Genomic DNA, 505 nt, shown 5'->3' with positions numbered 1-505 from the left:
GGGGAGAAGAGAGGGGAGGAGGAGAAAAAGGGAAGAGAAGGAGAAGGGGGAGAAGGGGGAAGAAAAAAGAAAAAAGGAAAAGAAGGGAGAAAAGAGAAAAGAAAAGGAAGAGAGGGAAGAAAAGGGAAAAAAAGAAAGAGAAAAGGGGAGGGAAGAAAAAAGAGGAGAAAGGGGAGGAAAGAAAAGGAGAGAAAGGGAGGGAGAAAAGGGAGGGGAAGGAAGGAAAAAGAAAAAAAAAAGAGGGGAAAAGGAAAAAAGGGGAAGGGGAAAAAGAAAAGGAGAAAGGAAAAAAGAAAAAGGGGGAGAAGGGAAGAGGGGGAGGGGGGGAGAAGGAGGGGAAAGAGAAGGGGGGGGAAGAAAGAGGAGAGGGGAAAAAGAAGAGAAGGGGAGAGGGAAAGGGGGGGAGGGAAGGAGAAAGGGGGAGAGGAAAAAAAAAAAAGGGAAAGGAAGAAGAGGGAGGAAGAGAGAAAGAGGAAAGAGGGAAAAGAGGGAAAAAAGGGGAAGA

Annotated in this window: 1 protein-coding gene; it reads left to right on the top strand. The window is 46.7% G+C overall.

Annotated features, from left to right (window positions below; all coding sequences use genetic code 11):
- Positions 1–505, top strand: a 505-nt coding sequence (locus KH400_RS29635) for a hypothetical protein (protein WP_217227947.1), incomplete at both ends; no start/stop codon positions are given.

This window comes from Desertibacillus haloalkaliphilus, from assembly GCF_019039105.1.
Lineage (GTDB): Bacteria > Bacillota > Bacilli > Bacillales > KJ1-10-99 > Desertibacillus > Desertibacillus haloalkaliphilus.
The sequence above is the reverse complement of the archived record's forward strand: the minus strand, read 5'-3'. Positions and strand labels throughout refer to the sequence as shown.